The organism is Nonomuraea roseoviolacea subsp. carminata, from assembly GCF_024172185.1.
Taxonomy (GTDB): Bacteria; Actinomycetota; Actinomycetes; order Streptosporangiales; family Streptosporangiaceae; genus Nonomuraea; species Nonomuraea roseoviolacea.
Genome location: NZ_JAMZEC010000001.1, coordinates 1,588,990 through 1,604,789 on the forward strand (window position 1 = coordinate 1,588,990; position 15,800 = coordinate 1,604,789).

The window sequence follows — 15,800 nt, forward strand, 5'->3', positions numbered from 1 at the left end:
GCGCACGACTGCGCGTCGTACACGATCGGCCATGGATCGTTCAGGGGATCGTCAAGCCGGAGCGTCGGCGGCGAGGGCGAAGTAACACGGAGAGTCACGTGTCTCGTCCCCGGTGTGAGGTCGCTCCATGCTCGTCATCTCTCTCGGCCTGGCCTGGCTGGTCCTGGGCCCGTTCAGCCTGTGGGTGCTCGTCTCCGGGCGGGTGTGGGCCCGGGCCGGCGCGGTCATGACGCTGACCCTGCTGGAGGTGGCGACCATCGCCACGAACGCCGCCCGCGTCCCCGCTCCGCACGACGCGCCCGTGGCGGCGTCACAGCGGACGCGGGCGGAGTGCGCGGCGCGGGAGCCCGTCCCCCAGGCGGGGCGGGTGGAGGGACGGCGCGGCGGGCTGGTCCTGTCGTGGCCGGCGACGGCCGGGGAGTGCGCGACGGCCGACGTGGTGCTGCGCGCCGACGGGCGCAGGCTCACGGTGTGGCTGCACGAGGGTCCCGCTCCCGGCGCGGCGCTCCCGGGCGTTCCCGAAGGAAGCCCCGCGGACCAGAGGGGCGCGACGACGGTGCCCGTGCGGGTCGAGGAGGGGCGGGCGTCGCTGCGGGTGCCGCTCGCCGGCGCGGCGGGCGGCCACGTCCGGTCCGCCGGAGTCGCGCGTCACGGGCACACCGGCCGTTACGTCCTGATCGACGGCAGGTCCGGCCACCGCATCCCCGCCCAGGCCGTCCCTGCGGGCGCCCCCGGCACGGCCCACCGCCGCGCCACCTGACCACCTGTCCAAGCCCCCCGGCCGCCCGTCCGAGCCCTCCGCGGCCCGTCCGAGCTCCCGGCCGCCTGCCCGAGCCCCCTACGGCCTGCCCGAGCCCGCGCGGCCGGTACGGCTAGCAGGCGGCGACCGGGTCGAGGCGGTCGGCGGTCGAGCGGAGCGCGCCGGCCAGCCGCCGCCTGACCTGGGCCCTGCTCCGCGACGCCCTGACCGGCGCGTCCGGCAGCGCCTCGTGCAACGAGTCCCGGTAGCCCATCGCGGTCTGGTGCGCGAGCACCTGCATGGCGTCCATCCTGCCTCCTTAATCAATTAAGACCTTAATTGATTAAGAACGGCGTCGCAAGGAGCTCCGCTACGGTTGGGGGATGGCCAAGGTCACGCTGCAGACGATCGCCGACAGGCTGGGCGTGTCGCGGGCCACGGTCTCCTACGCGTTCTCACGGCCCGACCAGGTCAGCGCGGAGCTGCGGCGGCGCGTCATGGAGGTGGCCGACGAGCTGGGCTACGCGGGGCCCAACCCCACCGCGCGGTCCCTCCGGCTCGGCCGGGCCGGGGCGCTCGGGCTGCTCTTCAGCGAGACCCTGGCCTACGCGTTCGCCGACCCCTACGCCGTCGGCTTCTTCCAGGGCCTGGCCACCGCCGCCGAGGACGCCGGCGTCGGGCTGCTCATCCTGCCCCTGCCGCGCGGCGACCAGCGGACCGAGCCGGTGCGCAACGCCGTGGTGGACGCGTTCTGCGTCGTCTCGCTGCCCGACGGCCACCCCGCGCTGGACGAGGTGCTGGCCAGGAAGCTGCCCGTCGTGGTGGTGGACGAGCCGTACGTGCCCGGCCACCCCTTCCTCGGCATCGACGAGCCGGCCGCCGGTGCGCTGGCCGCCCGGCACGTCCTGGAGCTGGGACACCGGCGCCTCGGCGTGGCCATGGTCGGGCTGCACGACGACGGCCACATCGGCTGGTCCGACGTGTCCCGGCAGAGGGCGGCGACCTTCGAGGCCATGCGCGGCCGGCGCGACGGCTACCAGGCGGCGGCCGAGGAGGCGGGCGTCGACTGGGCGCGCGTGCCGTTCTACGAGCTGAGCCGCAACTCCCGCGAGGCGGGCAGGCAGGCGGGCCACGCCCTGCTGGCCGCGAACCCGCGGCCGACGGCCATCCTCACCAACACCGACGTCCTCGCCCTGGGCGTCCTCGACGCCGCCGCCGACCTCGGGCTGGACGTCCCGGGTGAGCTGTCGGTGGTGGGCTTCTCCGACAGCGCCGCCCAGGACGCCGGGCTCACCACGATCCGGCAGGCCAAGCAGGAGATCGGCGCGGAGGCGGGCCGCCTGCTGCTCGGGGGCGCGCCCGCGCGGCCCGGACGCGTGCTGTTCCCGCACGAGCTGATCGTGCGCGCCTCGACCGCTCCCCCACCCCCGGAGCCGCCCTGACCGCTCTCCACCCCCGGAGCAGCGCTGACGGCCTCCGCGCCGGCCGACGGCCGGCGGCCGACGGTCGGCGGCCGGGGCCCCTTCGGCAAGGGCCCGGCCGTCGTGCGGTGGTCAGCGGCGCTGCGTGGCCCAGTGGCGGATCTTGTCGATGCGTTCCTGGATCTGCTCGGCCGTCGCCTGGGCGATCGGCGGGCCCCCGCAGGCGCGCCGCAGCTCCGAGTGGATGACGCCGTGCGGCTGGCCCGTGCGGTGGTTCCAGGCGCCTACGAGGCCGTTGAGCTCGCGCCGGAGCTCGGCGATCCGCTCGTGCGCCGCTAGCGCCGGCTCCTCCTCCTTGGGCTGCCGCCGCTTGGCCGCCTGCTGCTCGGACTGGCGCTTGCGCAGCAGCGTGGCCACCTGGTCGGGCTCCAGCAGCCCCGGCAGGCCGAGGAAGTCCTCCTCCTCGGCGGAGCCCACCGCGGCGCCCGTGCCGAACTCGCCGCCGTCGAACAGCACCCGGTCGAAGGTCGCGGACGTCTCCATCGTCTCGAACGGCAGCTCGTCGCCGAGGACGTCGGGGTTGTCCTTCTTGCGGTTGGCCTCCTCCAGGAGGCTGTCGTCCAGGCCGTCCTCGGGCGGGCGGCGGTTGAGAACGTGGTCGCGCTCCACCTCCATCTCGTTGGCCAGCCCCATGAGGGTCGGCACCGAGGGGAGGAAGACCGACGCGGTCTCGCCGCGCTTGCGGGCGCGCACGAAGCGCCCGACGGCCTGGGCGAAGAACAGCGGGGTCGAGGTCGAGGTGGCGTAGACGCCCACGCACAGGCGCGGGATGTCGACGCCCTCCGACACCATGCGGACCGCCACCAGCCAGCGGTCCTGCGAGGCGGCGAACGCCTTGATCTTCTTGGACGCGCCCGGGTCGTCGGAGAGCACGACCGTGGCGCCCTCGCCGGTGATGTTGCGCAGGTGGCGGGCGTAGGCGCGGGCCGTCTCGTGGTCGGTCGCGATGACCAGGCCGCCGGCGTCGGGCACGCCGCGGCGCACCTCGGTGAGCCGCCGGTCGGCGGCCTGCATGACCTGCCGGATCCAGTCGCCCTTGGGGTCGAGCGCGGCGCGCCACGCCTGGGAGAGCTGGTCCTTGGTGAGCGGGGTGCCGAGCGTGGCGGCGATCTCGTCGCCGGCCCTGGTGCGCCACTTCATCTCGCCGGAGTACGCGAGGAAGATCACGGGACGGACGACGCCGTCGTCGAGGGCCGGGCCGTAGCCGTAGGAGTAGTCGGCGACGCTGCGCTTGAGCCCCTCGGCGTCCTCCTCGTACGAGACGAACGGGATCGGGTTGTCGTCGGAGCGGAACGGCGTGCCGGTGAGCTGGAGCCGCCGGGTGGCCGGCTCGAACGCCTCGCGGATGCCGTCGCCCCACGACTTGGCGTCGCCGGCGTGGTGGACCTCGTCGAAGATGACCAGCGTCTTGCGCGCCTCGGTGCGCGCCCGGTGGAGGGCCGGGTGCATGGCGACCTGGGCGTAGGTGACCGCGACGCCGATGTAGTCGCGCGAGGTGGTGCCCTGGCTGTTCTTGAACTCGGGGTCGATGCCGATGCCGACCCGGCTCGCGGCGTCGGCCCACTGCCGCTTGAGGTGCTCGGTGGGGGTGACGATGGTGATCGCCCGGACCACTCCCCGCTCCAGCAGCTCGCTGGCGATCCGCAGGGCGTAGGTCGTCTTGCCCGCGCCCGGGGTCGCCACGGTGAGGAAGTCGCGTGGCTCACGCCTCGTGTAGAGGTCGAACGCCTGCTCCTGCCACGCGCGGAGCTTGGGGGCGGTGCCCCAGGCGGCCCGGTCGGGATAGGAGGGGGAAAGGTGGGACGCGGCGAAGGTGCTCACCGCATCACCTCTGGGGTTCGTGTGCTTCGCTCTCTCACAGTGACCCAAGGGTAATCGGGGAGACCGACAAGACGTGCCGTGCACCGGGGATCCTGGCCAAGGTCGTCCTTGCGTGCTATTGGGCGGCAGATGGCTTATCGCACGCTCGCCAGCAGCGCGTCCAGCGCCTGTCTGCGTGCGGGATCCTCGGGCTGGAGCACCCCGAGGACGAGGACGGGGGCGCCGTCGCGGGTGAGCAGGATCACTCTCAGGTACGCGGGCCGGTTGACCACGTCCTGGTACTCGGCGCGCAGGGCCCGGGTGTGCCCGCCGGCGACGCCCTTGTCCTCGACCACGCCGACCCTGTCGCCCTTGAGCAGGAGCCTGGAGTACAGCTCGGCGGCCTGGGCGGTGGCCCTTTTGGCGTCGCCCAGGGGGGCGGTGAGCGGCCTGGCCATGACGACCGCGCCGGCGCCGTCGCGGGCGACCGAGGTGAACCCGGTCACGGGCGGCAAAGTCCCCGCGTGCCAGCCGTCGGGCAGCGGGATGACGACCTTGGCCCGGGAGTCGGCCAGGCGGCCCGGTGACCCGGGGTCGTCCGGCTGCCGGAGGACCGCGGCGCCGAGGAGGGCCACGGCGGCCACGGTGGCCAGCAAGGCCAGTGCCGTGCCGGCCCGCCGCCAGAGCTGGCTTCCCGCCCGGCTGGGGAGGCCGGGGGAGGTGGGGGCGCCGTACATGCGGGCGGAGGGCGGCAGGGAGTCCCACAGGGGCCGGGAGCCCCACCGGACGCCTCCCCGGTCGCGGTCGCGGTCGTCATCGGGGTCGTCGTCCTGGCCGTCGTCGGGGTCGGCGTCATGGCCGCCCCATCGAGCCCGGACGTCCCGATCGTCGAGGTCGTCCGGGTCGTCGTGATCGTCGTGATCGTCGCCTTGGGCGCGCCAGCCCGCCCGGCTGTGGCGATCACCGTACGGGTCCGGCCGGTCGTCCGCGGGGTCGAGGTCGTACGGGTCGTCCGCGTCGTCCAGGTCGTCGGGGTCCTCGCGGCGGGGGCGGCCGGTGAGCCAGCGGGCCAGTCCGCTCCGGGCCGTGTCGTGGGGCGCGTCGCTCCCGGGGCGGGCGGCGCGCGGGCTCCAGGGACGGGGGGCGTCGTCGTCCTCGCCGGGCGTCCGCCTGCGGCGGAAGACGGGGGCCCAGGATCCGTGCTCAAGGTCGGGGTCGTCGTCCTCGGGGCCCCAGAACTCCTCGTCGGGGTCCTCCTCCCGGGCTCCCCGCGCGGGAGCGGACCTGGAAGCCGTACCCGAGGGTGGTCGGGAGACCGCGTCGGGGACGGGTCGGGGCCCGATGGGAGCGGGCCGGGACGCCGTGCCGGAGGCCGACCCACGCGCCCTGTCGGAGGCGGCCCGAGGCTCCGGGTCCGCAGCCGACTGACGCGCCGTACCAGAGGCGGCCCGAGGCTCTGGGTCCGCGGCCGACTGACGCGCTGTACCAGAGGCGGGCCACGGCGCCGGGTCGGGAGCGGGCCGGGGCGCCGGGTCGGGAGGCGGGTCCGGGACGGCGGCCATGGGGCGGCGGGGGGCCTCAGGGGCGTGTCCGCGCCCCGCTCCCCCGGCGGCCCCTCCGGCAGGGCTGTGCGCGGCCCTCACCGGCGGGTAGGGCGGCTCCCCTGCGCGTCCCCGAGCCGGCACAGCGCGCGGCACGGCCCGTGGCTCGGCCCGCGGCACGGCCCATGGATCGGCCTGTGCTTCGGCCCGCGGCACGGCCTGTGGCACGGCCCATGGCTCGGTCGGTGGCTCGGCCCGCGGCACGGCATGTGGCTCGGCGCCCGGCTCCTCGGGGTCCGGCGAGTCCCGGGGAGGGGTGCGGCGGTGCCTCGCCCCGGTGGTCGGGGGCCAGACCAGGTGGTCGTCCTCCATGACACCTCCTCGCCGCTGTCCTATCACTCCTCGCGCCCGCGGTCCGGCGAACCGTTGCCGCTGTGACAGGTGGGGTGGAATGTGCCTTCCACCCGGGCGAACTCCCTTCCCTCCGGGGCGAGGAAGGGGACGGAGGAGGGGTCAGCGGACGCGGGGGGCGAGGAGGGTGCCGCCGAGGGCGACAGCGCCCATGACGCAGCAGATGACCACGTACCCGCGGGCGATCTCCGCCGGGCTGTGCCCGATCACGTTGATCAGCGCGCCGCCGATCCCGAGCGACAGCGCGGAGCCGAGCATGTCCGTCACCGACAGGGCCGCGCTGTTGGCGCCCTGCTCGCTGACCGGCGACTGCTTGAGCGCCGTGACGCTGACCGTGGTCATCCCGAGGCCCATGCCGAAGCCCGCGATCACCCACGCCGGCACCGCGATCCACCCGGTGACGCCCGGCAGCACCGCCAGCAGCGCCAGCAGCACCCCGGTCATGACGCAGCCCGCGCCGAGCCGCAGCCGTCGGTACGGCTCGGCGGTGCGGCGGCTCTGCAGGAACGACCCGGCCGACCAGCCGAGGGCGCCGGTGGTCAGCGCGATGCCCGCGGCCGTGGGGTCGAAGCCCTTGACGGACTGCAGGGCGAGCGGGATGAAGGCGTTCACGCCGAAGAAGGGTGCCGAGAACATGCCGCGCATCATGATCGTCGTGGGCAGCCCGCGGCCGAAGCGCAGCGCCCCCGGCGGCAGCAGGCGGCTCAGCCCGTACCCGAGCAGGGCGAGGCCCACGACCACCGCGGCCCCGCTGGGCAGGGGCGTGACGTGCAGCCGGTCCACCCCCCACAGCAGCACGCCGGCGCCGCCCACGGCCGAGGTGGCGGCGAGCGTCATCGGCAGCGGGCGCGAGCGCGGCCCCTCGGAGCGCACGGTCTCCTCCTCCGCGGGCCGCCGGCGCAGCGCGGGGACCAGCATGGCCAGGGCGGGCACGACGAGCGGGACGATGCCGTAGAACACCCACCGCCAGCCCCACGCGCTCGCCACGAACCCGGCCACGGCCGGGCCGACCATGGCGGGCACCACCCAGGCGGCCGACACCGCGGCGAACACCTTGGGCCGCATCGCCGCCGGGTAGACGCGGGCGATCATCACGTACAGGGCGACGACCGTCGAGCCCGCGCCGAGCCCCTGCACGGCCCGCGCCACCAGGAACATGACCTTGGTGCCCGCGGCCCCGGCCAGCGCCATGCCCGCCACGAACAGCACGAGGCCGAGCAGGAACGGCGCCGTGTAGCCGCGCCGGTCGGACCACAGGCCGGACACCACGTTGGCGAACAGACTGGCGATGAGGAAGGCCGAGAAGCTCAGCCCGTACAGGTCGAGCGCCTGGAGCTGCCGGGAGACCTCCGGCATGACGACGCCGACCGACATGCCCTCGAAGGCGACGAGCGTGACCACCAGCAGGATGCCGAGGGTCGGGGCCCGGTAGGCGGCCCCGAGGATGCCGGTGTCCTGAGCGGAGTCGTATGGAGTGTCGAGTGCCTTCGGTCCTGTCACCGGGACATCTTAAGTGGGGCGCTTCAGCGCGGCGACGCGGCCTCCCTCCCCCGTGCGCGGCGCCGCCTGCGCGGCCGGGGGATCCCGGTAGACGACCCACATCTCGCGCATCCGCGCCGCCTGACCGGCGGTGAACTCCCACATGCAGGTGTCCCTGCCGTAGTCCATGAAGTTGTGGACGGGGTCGGGCCGCCCGTCGGGGCCGCAGGTGTCCTTGGCCTCGGGGCATCCCTCGGTGGGGCTGGCCTCGGGCGGCGTGTCGTCGATGCCGTCGCCGGGGTTCTGGCAGCCGTTCTCGAAGGTGTGGAACAGGCCGAGCCAGTGGCCGATCTCGTGGACGGCGGTGTAGCCGCGGTCGTAGCCGGCGAAGGAGCCGCCGGGCAGCGTGCGCCAGTCGACGACCACGCCGTCGATCTGCGGGCTGTCCTTGTACCAGTACGGATAGGTGGAGAAGCCGAGCACCTGCCGGTCGAGCTGGGCGATGTAGAGGTTGAGCGTCTCGGGGCCGCCCTTGCGCAGCGCCTGCTTCATGGCCGACTCGTTGGTGGTGGGGTCGGTGAACCACTTGGCGTTGCGGACGAGCCGGGCGCCCGCCAGGCGGAAGGTGACCCCGGTGTCCACGCCGCCGAACTTGCCGGCGTAGGCGTCCCTGAGCGCGGCGAACTGCGCCTTGACGGCGGAGGTGGCGGCGCGGGTGACGCCGTCGGTGAGGACGTGGACCCACACGGGCACGACGACGCGCTCGGGCGCCCGGCCGCCGGCCAAACCCTTGCCCAGCTCGGCGAGGACCCGGCCGACGTCCTGCGGCTGCGGCTGACGCGGCTCGGGGCCACGGTCACGGACCCGCGCCGCCGCCTCCGGATCGCGGTCACGGACGTGCGCCGCCGCCTCCAGGCCGCGGTCACGGATGCGCGCCGCCGCCTCCGGGTCACTCTCACGGACCCGCGCCGCCTCGGGCGCGCACGCCGACGCGGACGCCTTCGGGAGCGGGGCCGTGGATGTCGTGCCGGTCGCGGCCGGGACGCCCGGCCCCCCGGCGGAGCGGGAGGCGGCCTCGCCGCGGTGCGGCGGCAGGAGCCCGGCCGCCAGCAGGCATGCCAAAGAGACGGCGGTCGCGCGCCGGGCCATGCAATCCCCCGTTACCGATCGAGTTGGTCAGATTACCGACCGTAACGCGACCGGGAGGGATCACACGGGAGCAACACTCATGGGTTCTTGTCGTCGCCCTGGCCGCCGCCCGGCGGGAGACCTTCGTAGATCTCCTTGCACTCCGGACACACCGGGTACTTCTTCGGGTCGCGGCTGGGCACCCAGACCTTGCCGCACAGGGCGCGGACCGGCGTGCCGGTCACCATGCTCTCGGTGATCTTGTGCTTGTCCGCGTAGTGCGAGAACCGCTCGTGGTCACCGTCGCCGTGCGACGTCCTCGGCGTCGTTTCCTGCTCGGGGAGGATCTTCGTGCTCACCTCACCGAGTCTATGCCCCCGTCGCCTCTGCCCCGGGCAGCCGTACGGCCCCCGCCCGGGGAGGGCGAGGGCCGTACGGGACGAGACCGGGAGAGCGTCAGCCCATGTGGACCGGGGCGCTCTGGTCGGACTTGCGGCCCGCCTTGACGAGCAGCGTGAGGGCCGCGGTGAGCAGCATGACGCCGGTGCTGACGAGGAACGCCAGGTGCATGCCGTCCATGAACGCGTTGTGCACGGCCGGGCCGACCGCCTTCACGATCTGCTCGGGCGTGCCCGCCGGGAGCCCGCCGAACGCGGCGGCCTTCTCCAGCAGCGAGAGCTGCGCGGGCGGGATCTGCTGGGCCGCCGGGCCGAGGTAGCCGGGCAGCTTGTCGGCGATCTCGCCCGCCATGACCGCGCCCAGGATGGCGGTGCCGAGCGCGCCGCCGACCTGCATGGCCGACTGCTGCATGCCGCCCGCGACGCCGCTGAGCTCCACCGGGGCGTTGCCCACGATGATCTCCGTGGCGCCGACGAAGACCGGCGACAGGCCGAACGCGAGCAGCACGAACGGGATGGCGCTCTCGACGAACGAGGCGTCGATGCTGAGCTGCGACATGAGGAACATCGAGGCGGCGGTGATGACCAGCCCGATCGCCATGGTGACCTTCGCGCCGAGCTTGCCGATCAGCATGCCGGCCAGCGGCGAGGCCACGATCATGCCGGCGCTCATCGGCAGCATGCGCAGGCCGGCCTCCAGCGGGGTGAGCCCGTGGACGCCCTGGAAGAAGAAGCCCAGGAAGAACATCGCGCCGAACATGGCGAACGCGACCATCATCATGAGCACGGTGCCGATCGAGACCGACAGGTTGCGGAACAGGGAGAGCGGGACGAGCGGCTGCCGGGCCTTGCTCTGCCAGAAGACGAACGCGGCGATCAGCACGGCGAAGCCGGCGAGGAAGGCGAGGGTCTTGGCGTCGCCCCAGCCCCACTCGGGCGCCTTGATGACCGACCAGACCAGGGCGAACATCGCGCCGGACAGCAGCACCACGCCGAGCCAGTCGATGCGGGCCAGCGTCTGCGCGCGGTTCTCCTTGATGAGGAGCACGCCCATCACCAGCGCCACGATGCCGACCGGCGCGTTGATGAAGAACACCGACTCCCAGTTCACCTTCTCGACCAGCAGGCCGCCCACGATCGGGCCGGCGGCGCTGGACAGGCCGATGATGGCGCCCCAGGCGCCCATGGCCTGGTTGAGCTTCTCACCGGGGAAGGCGCCGCGCAGCAGCGCCAGCGCGTTCGGCTGGAGGAGCGCGCCGAACAGGCCCTGCAGCACGCGCAGGCCGATCAGGGCGCCCACGGGGGTCAGGCCCGGGACGACGTCGGCCAGCTGCTGGCTGAGCCCGATGCCGACCGACGAGAGCGCGAACCCGGCCACGCCGATGAGGAAGACCCGCTTGTGGCCGAACAGGTCGCCCAGCTTGCCGGCGGTGATCAGGAAGACGGCCAGGGCCAGCAGGTAGCCGCTGGTGACCCACTGGAGGTCGGACAGCGAGGCGCCGAGCTCACGACCGATGACCGGGTTGGCGATGCCGACCACGGTGCCGTCGAGCATCACCATGATGACGCCGAGACTCACCGCGAGCAGCACGAGCCACGGATTGCCCCCTCGTGCGGCACCGGACTCTGGTACCGGCGGCGCGTCTACCGCCTTCACGTCGGCCATGAAACCCCCTCAACACACGCCTCACACCGAGGCAAAGATCTCTCAAGACTCAGGTAATCTATGTCAGTCGCTGAAAGATCTCAAACCATTTAGAAAAGTCAGAGAGCGACTTCTGTCACAATGTGACACGACGATGTCGAGGGAGTGACGCCCATGGGTCTACGGGAGCGCAAGAAGGAGAAGACGCGCCTGGCGATCCTTGACGCCGCGCTCGATCTGTTCCTCGAACAAGGGTACGACTCCACCACCGTGGAGCAGATAGCGGGGTCCGTCGACATCTCGCCGCGGACCTTCTTCCGCTACTTCTCCAGCAAGGACAGCCTCGTCATGTGGTTCCACGACCACGGCGAGGAGATCATCACGGAGACCCTGCGTTCCCGCCCGCCCGGCGAGCCGCCGTTCACCTCGATGGTCCACGGGATGCGCGCGGTGCTGGGCGACATGCAGGACTCGACCCCGCAGGACGCGGAGCGGTTCCTCAAACTGCGCCGGGTGCTGGACGACCAACCCCGCCTGGTGGGCCTGTCGGTCGCCAGGGGCGCCGAGACCGAACGCCGCCTGGCCGCCGAGGTGGCAGCGCGCCGGGGCGCCGATCCGGCCGACGACCGGGTGTCGCACCTGGTGGTGGCCATCGCCATGGCGGCGGTGCGGGTCGGCTTCGAGTGCCCGCGCAAGGACCAGCCCGACCTGCGTGAGGTCGTCGAGCAGATGCAGGAGACGATCACCCTCGTGGAGGGCATGATGCGGCCCGGCTGGGACGTGCAGGACGCGCGGGAGCCGGCGGACCCGCGGGAGGCCCCGGACGCCTAGGGGGTCAGTTCATGGTCGGGTCCTCCGGGCAGTTGGCCACGAACGCCAGCTCGCCGCGCTGGCGCCGCAGCACGTGCCGCCACAGCGAGCGCGGATCGGTGTGGAAGGTGTCGCCCGCCTCGGAGTCGACCACGTACCAGGCCCCCTCGGCGATCTCGCTCTCCAGCTGACCCGCCGTCCACCCGGCGTACCCGGCGAAGATCCGCATCTGCGAGATCTCGCCCTGGAGGATCTCGGGCGGCGCGTCCAGGTCGACGGTGCCGAGCCGGGAGACGGACGGCGTGCCCGCGTGGAGGCGGCGCCAGCCCAGGGGCTCCTCGCCGCTGGGCACCGCGGCGAGGGCCAGCGCGCTGTCGGTCTGCACCGGGCCGCCCTCGAACAGCACCGGCGGGCCGGTCACCAGGGGGTCCCACACGGGCAGCACCTGGGTCACGGAGATCTCGCTGGGCCGGTTGAGCACCACGCCGAGGGTGCCCCCCTCGGAGTCGTGCTCGAGGATCAGCACGACGCTACGCCGGAAGTTCGGGTCATCGAGAAGCGGCGTCGCCACCAACAGACCGCCGACGTAGATCGCTTCCGCCATACATCCATCATGAAGGGTCACCCGCGCATCTCGCTCCCCTGGTCCGCCGTTGTTACGTTTTGCGCTCGTCCAGACCTGGATCTTTCCCCTTCGCCGGAGGGAGCGACGGGCGGCGGGACCGCCCGGACGAAGGCGCCGGCCCGCGCGGCGGCGAGAGCCTGGAGTGCGGACCTGACGGCGACATTCTCATCCACCGGCTCCTTCGTGACGAGCAGCCGGTAGTACAGCGGGGCGGACACCGCCCGGACGACCTCGGCCGCGTCCGTGCCCTCGGGCAGCTCGCCGCGCTCGACCGCGCGCTCCACGGCGCGGGCCCACTCGGCGACGCGCCGCCCGTAGAAGGCCCGCAGCGCGGCGGCGGCCTCCTCGTCGCAGGTGGCGGCGGCGATGACCGCCTGGAACGTCGCCCCGAGCCGCCGGTCGGTGACGGCGCCGAGGACGGAGGCGGCGTTCGCCCGCAGGTCGGCCTCCACCGAGCCCGTGTCGGCGTGCGGCGAGGACTGCTCGGCCAGCTCCGTCATGAGGTCGGCCACCAGGCCCGACGGGCTCCCCCAGCGCCGGTAGACCGTGGTCTTGCCCACGCCGGCCCGGGCGGCCACCTGATCCATGGCCAGCCCGTGGAAACCCCGCTCCACCAGCTCGTCCTGGGTCGCGGCCAGCACGGCCTCGCGCACCCGCGCCGTCCGGCCGCCGGGCCGCTGCATGCCCGCCAAACGGGACTCCTGTTCCATTAACGCGCCTTCCTGTGTTATCGTCACTTCCATCTTAACGGAACTATCGACCCATTAAGGGGGCGACATGACCGCGCTGACCGAGCGCGCGCCCGCCGTGGCGCGCATGACCGGACGCCAACGCCTGATCCTCGTGCTGCTGCTGGGCTCGCAGTTCATGCTGGCCGTGGACTTCTCCATCCTGAACGTCGCGCTGCCCGTCATCGGGGCGGGCCTCGGGTTCGCGCTGGCGGACCTGCAGTGGGTGGCGACCGCGTTCGCGCTGGCCGCCGCCGGGTTCACGCTGCTGGCGGGCCGGATCGCCGACCTCTACGGCCGGCGCAGGCTGTTCCTCGCGGGGATGGCGCTGCTCGGGCTGTCCTCGCTGGCCGGCGGGCTGGCGAGCTCGCCCGGCATGCTGCTGGCCGCCCGGGTGGCCCAAGGGCTGGCCACGGCCGTGGTCACCCCGGCCGGTCTGTCCCTGCTGACCACGTCGTTCCCGGAGGGGCCGCTGCGCTCGCGGGCCCTCGGGCTGAACGGCGCGCTCATGTCGGCCGGCTTCACCTCGGGCGCGGTGCTCGGCGGGCTGCTGACCGACCTGCTGAGCTGGCGCTGGGCGTTCCTGATCAACGTTCCGGTCGCGCTGGCCGTCCTCGTCACGGCTCCGGCGCTGCTCGCGGAGAGCCGGCCGGAAGGACGGCCCGCCATGGACGTGCCCGGGGCCGTCACCGTGACGGGCGGCCTGCTGGCCCTCGTGTTCGGGCTGACCCGCGCGGGCGAGCACGGCTTCGCCGACCCGCTCGCGCTCGGCTCGCTGGCCGCCGCCGCGGCGCTGCTCGTGGCCTTCTGGTTCGCCGAGCGGCGCGCCGCCTCCCCGCTGGTGCCGCCGGCCGTGCTCGCCCGGCCGAACGTCAGGTGGGGCAACCTGGCGGGCCTGGTGGCGTTCGCCACCGAGACGTCGCTGGTCTTCCTGCTGACGCTGTACCTGCAGAAGGTGCTGGGCTACTCGCCGCTGGCCACCGGGCTGGCCTTCGGGGTGCTCGGCCTCGGCACGGTCGCCGGCGGGCTGGCCGCCCCGCGCGTGCTGGCCCGCACGGGCACGCGCCGGGCGCTGGCGCTGGGCTTCGGCGTGCAGGCCGTGGCCACGGCGTCGCTGGCGCTGCTCGGGACCGGGCCCGGCTCGATCTGGCTGCTCCTCGCGGCCACCTTCGTCGGCGGCGTGGGCAACATGGTGGCCATCGTCGCCTTCATGGTCACGGCCACCTCGGGCCTGCCCGACGCCGAGCAGGGCCTGGCCACGGGCATCGCCACGATGACGCAGCAGGTGGGCATCACGATGGGCATCCCGGTGATGAGCGCCGTCGCCACGGCGGCGATGGGCTCGGGATCGGTGCTGCACGGCGTCGTCGTGGCCGTCGTGGTCAACGCCGCCCTGGCGCTCGCGGCGACGGCGATCCGCCCGAACCGCTGAAGCACGGCCGACGCACGACGGAAGGCATGGTCAACAGGGCGCCGTCACGGCGCCCCGCCACCCTCCGGTCAGAGGCCGTCTCCCTGGAGGCCCCCAGCCGCGTACGGCGACCGGGGGCCTCCAGGCTGTGCCGTGACGAACGATGACGGCTACGCCTCGGTGAAGCCCCGCGCACGGCCGCCGGCCGACTCGCGGACGGCGGCGGCGACCGCCCCCGCCACGTCCGGGTGGAAGACGCTCGGGATGATGTAGTTGGGGCCCAGCTCCTCCGGCGTGACGACGGCCGCCAGCGCCCCCGCGGCGGCCAGCAGCATCTGCATCGACACCTCCGTGGCCTGCGCGTCGAGCAGGCCACGGAAGACGCCCGGGAACGCGAGCACGTTGTTGATCTGGTTGGGGTAGTCGGAGCGGCCCGTCGCCACCACGGCCGCGTGCTCGCGGGCGTCGTCGGGCGAGACCTCGGGCTCCGGGTTGGCCAGCGCGAACACCACCGCGTCGCGCGCCATCGTGGCGATGTCGTCGCCCGTGAGGATGCCCGGCGCCGACACGCCCACGAACACGTCGGCATCCTTGACCGCGCCGCGCAGGTCGCCGGAGTAGCCCTCGGCGTTGGTGTGCTCGGCGATCCACCGCAGCGACTCGTCGAGGTCGTCGCGGCCCTGGTGGACGGCGCCGAGGTAGTCGCAGACCACGACGTTGCGGGCGCCCGCCGCCAGCAGCAGCCGCAGCACGGCGTTGCCGGCCGCGCCCGCGCCCGCCATGGTGATCTTGACGTCCTCGATGGACTTGCCCACCACGCGCAGCGCGTTGGTGAGCGCGGCCAGCACGCAGATGGCCGTGCCGTGCTGGTCGTCGTGGAAGACCGGGATGTCCAGCAGCTCGCGCAGCCGCCGCTCCACCTCGAAGCAGCGCGGCGCGGAGATGTCCTCCAGGTTGATGCCGCCGAAGCCGGGCGCGATGAGCTGCACCGCGCGGACGATCTCGTCGACGTCCTGCGTGTCGAGGCAGATCGGCCAGGCGTCGATGCCGGCGAAGCGCTTGAACAGCGCCGCCTTGCCCTCCATGACCGGCAGCGCCGCCTCCGGGCCGATGTTGCCCAGGCCCAGCACCGCCGAGCCGTCGGTGACGACCGCGACCGTGTTGCGCTTGATGGTCAGCCGGCGCGCGTCCTCCTTGTTGCGGGCGATCGCCAGCGAGACCCGGGCCACGCCCGGCGTGTACGCCATCGACAGCTCGTCGCGGTTGCGCAGCGGCACCTTCGACACCATCTCGATCTTGCCGCCGAGGTGCATGAGGAAGGTCCGGTCGGAGACCTTGTGGATGACGACGCCCTCGACCGCCTCCAACTGGTCCACGATGGCCTGGGCGTGGTCGGTGTCGCGCGCCGCGCAGGTGACGTCGATGCGCAGCTTCTCGTGGCCCGCGTTGGTGACGTCGAGGGCGGTGACCACGCCGCCTGCCGACTCTACGGCGTGGGTGAGCTGGCTGACGGCCTTGCCGCCTGCCGGCACCTCCAGCCGCACAGTGATGGAGTACGACACACTCGGGACGGTCGCCACGTCAATCGCTCCTTCGGGCCTGAC

Annotated in this window: 13 protein-coding genes and 1 pseudogene; 4 read left to right on the forward strand and 10 right to left on the reverse strand. The window is 73.5% G+C overall.

The genetic code is table 11. The features are described 5' to 3' along the window. Nucleotides 1-127: 127 nt before the first annotated feature. Nucleotides 128-760, forward strand: coding sequence for a hypothetical protein (locus HD595_RS07270; RefSeq protein ID WP_253766835.1), 633 nt, complete (start codon nucleotides 128-130; stop codon nucleotides 758-760). A 112-nt stretch (nucleotides 761-872) separates the two neighbouring features. Here HD595_RS07270 and HD595_RS07275 read toward each other — a convergent pair whose 3' ends face one another. After that, a complete protein-coding gene (locus HD595_RS07275; protein ID WP_253766837.1) occupies nucleotides 873-1,049 on the reverse strand; it encodes a hypothetical protein in 177 nt (58 codons plus the stop codon). Between the two features lie 73 nt (nucleotides 1,050-1,122). Here HD595_RS07275 and HD595_RS07280 point away from each other — a divergent pair, with 73 nt between their 5' ends. Then, nucleotides 1,123-2,181 carry a LacI family DNA-binding transcriptional regulator gene (locus HD595_RS07280; RefSeq protein ID WP_253766839.1) on the forward strand — a complete coding sequence of 353 codons (1,059 nt, stop codon included), beginning with the start codon at nucleotides 1,123-1,125 and terminating at the stop codon, nucleotides 2,179-2,181. Between the two features lie 111 nt (nucleotides 2,182-2,292). Here HD595_RS07280 and HD595_RS07285 read toward each other — a convergent pair whose 3' ends face one another. From HD595_RS07285 to HD595_RS07310, 6 genes and pseudogenes are all read right to left on the reverse strand, one after another. Further along, entirely contained in the window at nucleotides 2,293-4,041 is a 1,749-nt protein-coding gene (locus HD595_RS07285) for a DEAD/DEAH box helicase (protein WP_253766841.1), read from the reverse strand. A gap of 134 nt (nucleotides 4,042-4,175) precedes the next feature. After that, the gene (locus HD595_RS07290; RefSeq protein WP_253766842.1) at nucleotides 4,176-5,582 is read right to left on the reverse strand and encodes a hypothetical protein; all 1,407 of its coding nucleotides are present in this window, start codon (nucleotides 5,580-5,582) and stop codon (nucleotides 4,176-4,178) included. Nucleotides 5,583-6,074: 492 nt separating this feature from the next. Beyond that, nucleotides 6,075-7,472: an MFS transporter gene (locus tag HD595_RS07295; protein ID WP_253766844.1), complete on the reverse strand. Its 1,398-nt coding sequence runs from the start codon at nucleotides 7,470-7,472 to the stop codon at nucleotides 6,075-6,077. 9 nt (nucleotides 7,473-7,481) lie between these two features. Further along, the gene (locus HD595_RS07300) at nucleotides 7,482-8,600 is read right to left on the reverse strand and encodes a zinc metalloprotease (RefSeq protein ID WP_253766846.1); all 1,119 of its coding nucleotides are present in this window, start codon (nucleotides 8,598-8,600) and stop codon (nucleotides 7,482-7,484) included. Nucleotides 8,601-8,677: 77 nt separating this feature from the next. Then, nucleotides 8,678-8,938 carry a DUF3039 domain-containing protein gene (locus HD595_RS07305; protein ID WP_253766848.1) on the reverse strand — a complete coding sequence of 87 codons (261 nt, stop codon included), beginning with the start codon at nucleotides 8,936-8,938 and terminating at the stop codon, nucleotides 8,678-8,680. A 48-nt stretch (nucleotides 8,939-8,986) separates the two neighbouring features. Then, a pseudogene (locus HD595_RS07310) lies at nucleotides 8,987-10,643 on the reverse strand (DHA2 family efflux MFS transporter permease subunit); the annotation flags it as partial. Nucleotides 10,644-10,796: 153 nt separating this feature from the next. Here HD595_RS07310 and HD595_RS07315 point away from each other — a divergent pair. Then, nucleotides 10,797-11,453, forward strand: coding sequence for a TetR/AcrR family transcriptional regulator (locus HD595_RS07315; protein WP_253766852.1), 657 nt, complete (start codon nucleotides 10,797-10,799; stop codon nucleotides 11,451-11,453). A gap of 4 nt (nucleotides 11,454-11,457) precedes the next feature. Here HD595_RS07315 and HD595_RS07320 read toward each other — a convergent pair whose 3' ends face one another. Then, nucleotides 11,458-12,036, reverse strand: a complete 579-nt coding sequence (locus HD595_RS07320; protein ID WP_175601034.1) for a YqgE/AlgH family protein — start codon at nucleotides 12,034-12,036, stop codon at nucleotides 11,458-11,460. Between the two features lie 17 nt (nucleotides 12,037-12,053). Beyond that, nucleotides 12,054-12,740, reverse strand: a complete 687-nt coding sequence (locus HD595_RS07325) for a TetR/AcrR family transcriptional regulator (RefSeq protein WP_308211360.1) — start codon at nucleotides 12,738-12,740, stop codon at nucleotides 12,054-12,056. A 94-nt stretch (nucleotides 12,741-12,834) separates the two neighbouring features. Between HD595_RS07325 and HD595_RS07330 the strand changes: the two genes are divergently transcribed. Next, on the forward strand, nucleotides 12,835-14,217 hold the full coding sequence (locus HD595_RS07330) for an MFS transporter (RefSeq protein ID WP_253766854.1): 1,383 nt from the start codon (nucleotides 12,835-12,837) through the stop codon (nucleotides 14,215-14,217). 149 nt (nucleotides 14,218-14,366) lie between these two features. On the opposite strand, the gene HD595_RS07335 is transcribed toward HD595_RS07330, so the two are convergent. After that, nucleotides 14,367-15,776 carry an NAD-dependent malic enzyme gene (locus HD595_RS07335; RefSeq protein ID WP_175594024.1) on the reverse strand — a complete coding sequence of 470 codons (1,410 nt, stop codon included), beginning with the start codon at nucleotides 15,774-15,776 and terminating at the stop codon, nucleotides 14,367-14,369. Between the last annotated feature and the right edge of the window lie 24 nt (nucleotides 15,777-15,800).